This is a genomic window from Marinobacter panjinensis (assembly GCF_005298175.1).
Lineage (GTDB): Bacteria > Pseudomonadota > Gammaproteobacteria > Pseudomonadales > Oleiphilaceae > Marinobacter > Marinobacter panjinensis.
Map to the genome: position 1 here is coordinate 1,794 of NZ_SZYH01000004.1, position 3,412 is coordinate 5,205.

The 3,412-nt window shown below is 52.9% G+C and carries 2 rRNA genes; both read left to right on the top strand.

Annotated elements, in window-relative coordinates:
* Window positions 1–262 precede the first annotated feature (262 nt).
* Window positions 263–3,157: ribosomal RNA gene (locus tag FDP08_RS20225) — 23S ribosomal RNA — on the top strand.
* Between the two features lie 90 nt (window positions 3,158–3,247).
* Window positions 3,248–3,363: ribosomal RNA gene (rrf, locus tag FDP08_RS20230) — 5S ribosomal RNA — on the top strand.
* Window positions 3,364–3,412 lie beyond the last annotated feature (49 nt).

Consider the following 3,412-nt stretch of genomic DNA (forward strand, 5'->3'; position numbering starts at 1 on the left):
TTTCTGATCACTGGGTCAGATTTGCTCTTTAACAAATTGGACGAGATAGAACACGAAGCTATTTTTCTCATTATCTCCGAGAGAAATAGGTTCAATGTGATAACGATTTCAAGCGTTATCCGGTGTTGTCGTTGAAGTGGTTGTATATAGCTTCAAGTGACTGTCTCTGAGACTCATCCTGGATGAGGAATCTGGATTCACTTCGGTGGATGCAGGGTTCTTGTTGAGTGTGAGGCACAGATCAGTTGTCTTGGGGTTATATAGTCAAGCAACTAAGCGCATACGGTGGATGCCTTGGCAGTCAGAGGCGATGAAAGACGTGGAAGCCTGCGATAAGGTTCGGGGAGCTGGCAAACGAGCTGTGATCCGGACATTTCTGAATGGGGAAACCCACCGACTTTCGGGTCGGTACCGTACAGTGAATACATAGCTGTGCGGGGCGAACTCGGGGAACTGAAACATCTAAGTACCCGAAGGAAAAGAAATCAACCGAGATTCCCTAAGTAGCGGCGAGCGAACGGGGACTAGCCCTTAAGCTGGACAACTGGTAGGAGAAGGCTCTGGAAAGTGCCGCCATAGTGGGTGATAGCCCCGTATCCGAAACCTGAGTCCAGTGAAATCGAGTAGGACGGGACACGAGACATCCTGTCTGAACATGGGGGGACCATCCTCCAAGGCTAAATACTCCTGACTGACCGATAGTGAACCAGTACCGTGAGGGAAAGGCGAAAAGAACCCCTGTGAGGGGAGTGAAATAGATCCTGAAACCGTATGCGTACAAGCAGTCGGAGCAGACTTGTTCTGTGACGGCGTACCTTTTGTATAATGGGTCAGCGACTTATGTTCAGTGGCGAGGTTAACCGTTTAGGGGAGCCGTAGGGAAACCGAGTCTGAATAGGGCGATTTAGTCGCTGGGCATAGACCCGAAACCGGGCGATCTATCCATGAGCAGGTTGAAGGTTGAGTAACATCAACTGGAGGACCGAACCCACTGTCGTTGAAAAGCCAGGGGATGACTTGTGGATCGGAGTGAAAGGCTAATCAAGCCCGGAGATAGCTGGTTCTCCCCGAAAGCTATTTAGGTAGCGCCTCGGACGAATACCACAGGGGGTAGAGCACTGTTTCGGCTAGGGGGTCATCCCGACTTACCAACCCGATGCAAACTCCGAATACCTGTGAGTACTATCCGGGAGACACACGGTGGGTGCTAACGTCCATCGTGAAGAGGGAAACAACCCAGACCGCCAGCTAAGGTCCCCAAATACCAGTTAAGTGGGAAACGATGTGGGAAGGCTCAGACAGCTAGGAGGTTGGCTTAGAAGCAGCCATCCTTTAAAGAAAGCGTAATAGCTCACTAGTCGAGTCGGCCTGCGCGGAAGATGTAACGGGGCTCAAACTGGTTACCGAAGCTGCGGCTGCATACGCAAGTATGCGGGGTAGGGGAGCGTTCTGTAAGCCTGCGAAGGTGTGTTGAGAAGCATGCTGGAGGTATCAGAAGTGCGAATGCTGACATGAGTAACGACAATGGGAGTGAAAAACTCCCACGCCGGAAGACCAAGGTTTCCTGCGCAACGCTAATCGGCGCAGGGTGAGTCGGCCCCTAAGGTGAGACCGAAAGGTGTAATCGATGGGAAACGGGTTAATATTCCCGTACCTTGGATAGCTGCGATGGAGAGACGGAGAAGGCTAGGTGAGCCGGGCGACGGTTGTCCCGGTTTAAGCGAGTAGGCAGTGGGGTTAGGCAAATCCGGTCCCACAATGCCGAGACGCGACGACGACGGCCCAATAGGGCTGGAAGTCATTGATGCCCTGCTTCCAGGAAAATCTTCTAAGCTTCAGGCTATTCGAGACCGTACCCCAAACCGACACAGGTGGTCAGGTAGAGAATACCAAGGCGCTTGAGAGAACTCGGGTAAAGGAACTAGGCAAAATGGTGCCGTAACTTCGGGAGAAGGCACGCTGGTGGTAGGTGAGACTCTTTACGGGTGGAGCTGAAACCAGTCGAAGATACCAGGCCCCTGCGACTGTTTATTAAAAACACAGCACTGTGCAAACACGAAAGTGGACGTATACGGTGTGACGCCTGCCCGGTGCCGGAAGGTTAATTGATGGGGTTAGCGCTTGCGCGAAGCTCTTGATCGAAGCCCCGGTAAACGGCGGCCGTAACTATAACGGTCCTAAGGTAGCGAAATTCCTTGTCGGGTAAGTTCCGACCTGCACGAATGGCGTAACGATGGGGGCGCTGTCTCTACCCGAGACTCAGTGAAATTGAAATCGCCGTGAAGATGCGGTGTATCCGCGGCTAGACGGAAAGACCCCGTGAACCTTTACTATAGCTTCACAGTGAACTTTGAGCATGTTTGTGTAGGATAGCTGGGAGGCTTTGAAACCAGGACGCCAGTTCTGGTGGAGCCAACCTTGAAATACCAGCCTGACCTGTTTGAGGTTCTAACTTCGTCCCCTTATCGGGGATAAGGACACTGTGTGGTGGGTAGTTTGACTGGGGCGGTCTCCTCCCAAAGCGTAACGGAGGAGCACAAAGGTGGGCTAAGCACGGTCGGACATCGTGCGGTTAGTGTAATGGCACAAGCCCGCTTAACTGCGAGACAGACACGTCGAGCAGGTACGAAAGTAGGTCATAGTGATCCGGTGGTTCTGTATGGAAGGGCCATCGCTCAACGGATAAAAGGTACTCCGGGGATAACAGGCTGATACCGCCCAAGAGTTCACATCGACGGCGGTGTTTGGCACCTCGATGTCGGCTCATCACATCCTGGGGCTGAAGCCGGTCCCAAGGGTATGGCTGTTCGCCATTTAAAGTGGTACGCGAGCTGGGTTTAGAACGTCGTGAGACAGTTCGGTCCCTATCTGCCGTGGACGTTGGAGATTTGAGGAAAGCTGCTCCTAGTACGAGAGGACCGGAGTGGACGAACCGCTGGTGTTCGGGTTGTGTCGCCAGACGCATTGCCCGGTAGCTATGTTCGGACAGGATAACCGCTGAAAGCATCTAAGCGGGAAGCCCCTTCCAAGATGAGATCTCCCTGGACCCTTGAGGTCCCTGAAGAGCCGTTCAAGACCAGGACGTTGATAGGTCGGGTGTGTAAGCGCTGCGAGGCGTTGAGCTAACCGATACTAATTGCTCGTGCGGCTTGACTATATAACACCCAAGACAATTGCGGATAACGCAAGCACCAACGAAATCACCATCACATGTTCTGTCTCGTCCACCCAGTGATCAACCGTTTTGCCTGACGACCATAGCGGTCTGGAACCACCTGATCCCATCCCGAACTCAGCAGTGAAACAGACCAGCGCCGATGGTAGTGTGGCTTCTGCCCATGTGAGAGTAGGTCATCGTCAGGCTCTTAATACTGAAAAACCCCCGCGGCTTCGCCGACGGGGGTTTTTTATT